General features: G+C 74.4%; 3 protein-coding genes. All 3 read right to left on the bottom strand.

Annotated features, from left to right (window positions below; genetic code table 11):
- Positions 1–266: 266 nt before the first annotated feature.
- On the bottom strand, positions 267–1,895 hold the full coding sequence (locus GKQ77_RS26220; RefSeq protein WP_219691401.1) for a serine/threonine-protein kinase: 1,629 nt from the start codon (positions 1,893–1,895) through the stop codon (positions 267–269).
- A gap of 123 nt (positions 1,896–2,018) precedes the next feature.
- A complete protein-coding gene (locus GKQ77_RS26215) occupies positions 2,019–3,764 on the bottom strand; it encodes a serine/threonine-protein kinase (RefSeq protein WP_219691400.1) in 1,746 nt (581 codons plus the stop codon).
- 112 nt (positions 3,765–3,876) lie between these two features.
- Positions 3,877–5,746 (bottom strand): serine/threonine kinase C-terminal domain-containing protein (locus GKQ77_RS26210; protein WP_504739868.1); only part of this gene is annotated, 1,870 nt, incomplete at its 5' end.

The following is a 5,746-nucleotide window of genomic DNA, read 5'->3' as shown; positions in this document are numbered from 1 at the left end:
TTGCCGGGGTGGGCACCACCGTGCGGGCCGGGCCGGCCGGGAGCGCTGGGCTGTCCGGAGGCGTTGGGCTGTCCGGGGACGCCGGGCTGTCGCGGCGGTTGCAGGCCGTAGCTTGTGGGCTCGTACGGGCCGTATGAGGTGCCCCCGTCATTACTCATGCCCCCATGATTACCGTGCGGGGTACCTCAGTTTCCAGCCAGGCCTCCCACTTGTGACCGGGGTGATGCACGAGGTCACGCGGGAGACATGGCGCGCAGGGCCCGCCGCTACCTGCGTACGAACGTGTCGACCGCCGTGTCGAAGTACTTCCGCGTCTGCTCCGCCTGCTCCGCCGGGCCCGAGACCCACACGTCGTACATCCTGCCGCCCTCCTCCCAGCACAGGTCGTACGTGTGCCGCTCGCCCTCCGTCTCGCTGAAGCCGTCCCAGGTGAACTCCCAGAGGGCGGCGGGGCGGCCGTTGCGCGTGGTCTCGGTGATCTCGCTGTTGCGGTAGCCGGGGTTGTTCCGCGGCCCCTCGATGTCGGCGCGGCGCTGCGCGGCGAGCGGGCCGCCCGGCTCCGGGTCCGTCTCCTTGATGCCGACGCGGTAGGTGCCGCTCGGCGAGATGTAGAAGATCCGGGGCCCGTCGGTCTTCCGCTCGAAGCCCTTCGGCACGGCGATCGTGAAGCCCTCGGGGTCCTTCGCCAACCGGTAGCCCTCGGGCGGCTGGGGCGTGGACGGCTTGGGCGGGGCCGGTTCGGGCTTACGCGTGCTCTGAGTGACCGTCACCGTGGGGGTCGGGTCGCCGACGGTGGTGGAGGGCGAGGCCGAGTTGGTCGGCGTACCGCCGTCCCCGTCCCGGCCCAGCAGGAGCGCGGTGGCCGAGACCCCGGCCCCGGCCACGGCCGCCACCAGCGCCGCGGCGATCAGCATGACCCGGCTCTGGCGGCCCCGCGGCCCGGCGGGCTCGGCGCGCCCCGGGAACAGTTCGCGGCGCGTGTGGATGAAGCCGCCGTGCGCGGGCATGACCGGGCCGGCCCTGCCGTTCCCCGGCAGCTCGGGCATGCGGCCCGTGTCGACGTACGCGCGCAGCAGCCGTTCCGCCTCCGCGGCGGCCAGGCGCCGCCGGGGGTCGCGCTCCAGGAGGCCGAGGACGGCCGGGAGGAGCGGTGCCGCGCTCTCCGGCGGGCGTATCTCCTCGTAGACGACCGCGTGCAGGACCCCGCCGATGGAGTCCCTGCGGAAGGGCGACTCACCGGCGAGCGCGGTGACGAGCAGCGCGCCGAGCGACCAGAGGTCGGACTCGGGGCCGGTGTGCTCCCCCGCGATGCGCTCCGGCGCGGTGTACTCGGGCGAGCCGACGAACGACCCCACCTCCGTGAGCGTCGTCGCCCCTGTGACCTGCGCGATCCCGAAGTCGGTGAGGACGACGCGGCCGGTGTCGCGCTCCATGAGGACGTTGGCGGGCTTGAGGTCGCGGTGCAGGATGCCCGCCTCGTGGGCGGTGCTCAGGGCGCCGAGCAGATCGATGCCCATGCGGGCGACGGTGTCCGCGTCGAGCGGCCCGTGCCGCGCGATGCGGCCCGCCAGCGAACCGCCGTCGATCAACTCCATCACGATGAACGGCTGTTCGTCCTCCACGACCACGTCATGGACGACGACGATGTGCGGATGTCGCAGCTGGGCCACGGCACGCGCCTCACGCAGGGAACGCTCGTGCTGCTGCGTCGCCTCGGTGTCGGCGAGCGTCTCGTCCCGCTCCAGCTCCTTCACGGCGACCTGACGCCCGAGAAGCAGATCGGTGGCGCGCCATACGACTCCCATCCCGCCCCGGCCGAGCCGCGCCTCCAGGCGGTAACGGCCGGCGATCACACGGTCGCGGCCCCCACCTGCGCGGTCTCCCAGGCTCCCCATGCGGCCATCATGCCCCACAGGTGTGCGAACGGAATGGGTCTCACCGCGCGGCGGGCGGGTTCCGGCCGCAGTCGTTTGGCGCATCGGGGGCGCACCGGATGCCCCAGGAGCGCGCGGGGGCGCTCAGCCCTCCCGCCACCCCCGCAGCATCGCGTCGAACTGCTGCCTGGTGCTCGCCCAGTTGTCGGCGGGGGCCGACATGTAGAGGCCGTACTCGACGCCGTCACGGCCGATATACATCTGCTCGATGGCGCGGCGCGGACCCGCGGTGGTGTCGTTCGCCCCCGCGGTCCAGCTGAACTCCCAGAGGGCGCCCCGCTGGTCGCGGAAGGTGTTGGAGTTGAGGTGCAGCCGCCGGTAGTCGGGCAGCTTCTTGCGCAGGGGTTTCTCCAGGGACAGCTGGTGCAGGTACGAGGTCTCGTACTGCGGGTTCTTCTCGACGGCGATGCGCAGGAATCGGCGGCCGCCGTCGGGCGTGTAGTCGACCTGGTCGCCGTCGACTTCACGCTTCCAGCCCTTGGGCAGCATGAGGCTGAAGCCGTTCGGGTCGTGCACCCGCCGCCAGTTCTCGGGGATGCCGCTGACGGTCTCGCCCGGTCCGCCGTCGGCCGCCGGGGAGCGCGTCCGGCCGTCGTCGTCGCCCATGAAGTGCAGATAGCCGAAGACGCCACCGCCGCCGACCAGCGCGGCCACGAGGGCGAGGGCGACGATGGCGGGCCAGCCTCGGCTGCCGGAGGGGTGCTTGGAGGAGCGGCCGGAGAGGCGGTCGGATGGGCTGCGGGAGAGGCGGTCGGAGGGGCTGCTGGGTGGTGCGAGCGCGGGCCCGTCGGCTGTCCCGGCGGAGCCTTCGCCGACGCCCGCCGCGTCCCGGCCCCCGGCGGCAGCCCCCTCGACCACGGTGGCGGCGTCGGGACCGCCCGGCCCGGAGGCGCGACCACCCCGCCCGGAACCGGGGCCGCGCCGCCCGGTGTCGGAACCACCCCGCCCGGGCCCAGGGCGCCGCCCGTGCGCCCGCGTCGGCATGTACGCCCGCATCCCGCTCGGCCGCCGTCCCTCCGCCGCCTCGGCGAGCATCAGTTCGGCCTGCTCCGCGGTGGGCCTGGCCGCCGGGTCCTTGCGCAGGAGGGCGCTGATGACCGGCGCGAGGACGCCCGCGTGCCCGGGCGGCGCGGGCTCCTCCATGACCACGGCCTGCATGGTGCCGATCGGTGACGTACGCCGGAACGGGGAGTTCCCCTCCACCGCCGTGTAGAGCGTGGCGCCGAGCGCCCACAGGTCGGACGCCGGGCCCGGGGTGGCGCCGCTGACCCGCTCGGGCGCCAAATAGTCGACGGAGCCGACGACTTCGCCGGTCCGCGTGACCGTCGAGTCCCCCTCGATCGCCGCGATCCCGAAGTCGGTGAGCAGGATCCGCCGGTCCTCGGCCAGCAGGACGTTGCCGGGCTTGACGTCACGGTGGAGCACCCCGGCCGCGTGCGCGGCGCGCAGGGCCCTGAGGGTCCACAGGCCGATGCGGGCGGCCTCGACGGACTCGACGCGACCCCGCTCCTTGACGGCGTCCGCCAGCGAACAGCCCTCGACGAGCTCCATCACGATCCAGGGGCGGTCGTCGTACTCCACCACGTCGTGGACGGTGACGACAGCGGGGTGGTTGATCCGGGCGGCCGCGCGCGCCTCGGTCTGCGTACGCGCGAAGAGGACCGCGCGGTCGCCCTCCTGCACGTACTGCGCGGCCGTCAGCTCCTTGACGGCGACGGCACGGTGCAGCACCTCGTCCTGGGCGCGCCACACGCGTCCCATGCCACCGCGTCCGATGGGCTCCCCGAGTCGGTAGCGGCCCGCGAGGAGCAGGCCATGGCTCTGATTCACGTTCCCCCGCAATGGTCTTGACAAGGCCAGGTTAAGGAGGGAAGAGCGCGCAGGGAACCACAGGGGGCCACAGAGACCTGGCCAGGGCCGGCCGGACGCCTGCTGGTTCGGGCTAACCGGAGACCTGATACGACTTCGACGCCTGCTCGTACAGCCGCGACACCTCGTCCCGCTCCGCCTCGGGCCCGCGCACCTGCACGACGTGGTACTTCCCGCCGACGACCATCACGAGATTGCGTACGTAGATCTCGCGTCCCTGCGCGTCCTGCCAGGTGAACTGCCCCTCGGCCATGGCACGTCCGCCGACGTCGATGCGCCGCATGCCGCTGGAGGTCGCCCAGGAGGAGTCGCGGAACGGCTGCAGCTCGCGCTCGTGCTCGCGCTGGTACTCCATGGGGTCGCTGCCGTAGCTGTCCGTGGTGTCGCGGCCCGGCACGACGAGCAGTTCGAATGCGCCGTGGGTGTAACGAACCTGCCCACGCCCGTTCTTCGGCTGGCGGTCCCAGCCGCGCGCCACGGCGACCCGGAAGCCCTCCGCGTCCTTGCGCAGCGCGAACCCCTGCGGCAGCTCGGGGCCGGAGGTCTGCGGCTCCTGCGAGCTGGGGCTTCTGCTGGGCTCGACATCGCGGGGCTTGTCATCGCCGGGCTTGTCATCGCCGGGCGGCGCCGTCTCCTCGCGGCCGGGGTCCGTGCTCGCCTCGCCCACGGTCCCCGCGCGGTCGCCCGACGCCTTGTCGTCGCTCTTGGGCATGAAGAACATCGCGTACGCGATCGCCGCGACGAGCCCGACGAGGATGGCGAGGAGCAGCAGCCGCCCGAGCGAGCGCGGCCGCGCCGGGCCCCCGGCCCGCGGCGCGCGGCTCGGCCCCATCTCGTGGACCAGCCTGGGCTCGCGCGGCGGCGCGGTCTCGCGGACCCTTCGCGGCTCGCGGTCACGGGAGGCGCGCGCGGCCCGCACGTCCTTGCCGCGCCCCCGCTTGTGCCGCCCGTGCCCCGTGGTGGCGGGCGCCGCCGCACGCCGCCTGCGCACGACCTCGCCCCTGCGGCGTACGACGGGCAGCCGTCCGGCGTCGTAGGGCGGCACCGGCACCACATGCGCCCCGGCCTCCGGCTCCGGCGCGGACCGCACCAACGAGCGCAGCCAGCCGCCCAGCTCCTCGAAGTCGAGCCGCTCGGTGGGGTCCTGGCGGAGCAGGGACTCGACGACGGGCCGCAGCGGGCCGCACTCCTCGGCGAAGGCGGGCGGCTCGGCGCACACCAGCTGCACCAGCTCGGCGGTGTTGTCCTCGGGGTAGGGCGCGTGTCCCTGCACGGCGCGGAAGAGCAGCGCCCCGAGGGCCCACAGGTCGGTAGCGGGCCCGATCGGCGCGGCGAGCTGCCAGTTCTCGTGCACGGGGCCGGCCTGTTCGGGCGCCCACCGCTCGGTGACGGCGCCGACGACGACCATGCGGGCGTGCCGGGCCCGCTCGGCGGCCAGCGCGGTGGCGGGCCCCCGCAGCCCTGCCGCCTCGCCCTCGGGCGTGCCCCACTCCCCTTGCTCCGGGACGCCCTGCTCCCGGTTCCGGTACTCCTCGCCGACCTCTCCGTGCTCCTTGTGGCCCGAGCCCTGGCCCTGGCCCTGGCCCTGGCCCTGGCTCACGCCCAGACCGTGGCCGCCCTGAGCGCGGGTCACGCCCTGCCCGGGGACGGTGGCTTCACCTCGGCCGGCACCTTCGCCCCGGAAAGCACCCTCACGCCGAGCCGAGCCTCCCCGCCCGTCGGCACCGGCGCCGGGCCCGCGCGGCACCGCTCCGTGCCAGGGCTTCGTCTCGCCCACTCCGTAGGGGTCCGAGATCCGCCCGGCCACCCCGGGCTCCCACTCTCCGCCCGCCGCCTCGTACGCCGACTCATACGCCGTCTCGTACCCGGCCGTGTCCGAGCCCGTCCCGAAGCCGCCGCTCTCGCCGCCCCGCGGCCCCGGCACCCCGGGGGTCTCCTCGTCG

Source organism: Streptomyces anatolicus (assembly GCF_019400875.1).
Taxonomy (GTDB): Bacteria; Actinomycetota; Actinomycetes; order Streptomycetales; family Streptomycetaceae; genus Streptomyces; species Streptomyces anatolicus.
Note: the sequence above shows the minus strand (reverse complement) of the source record. Positions and strands in the feature narration are given on the sequence as shown.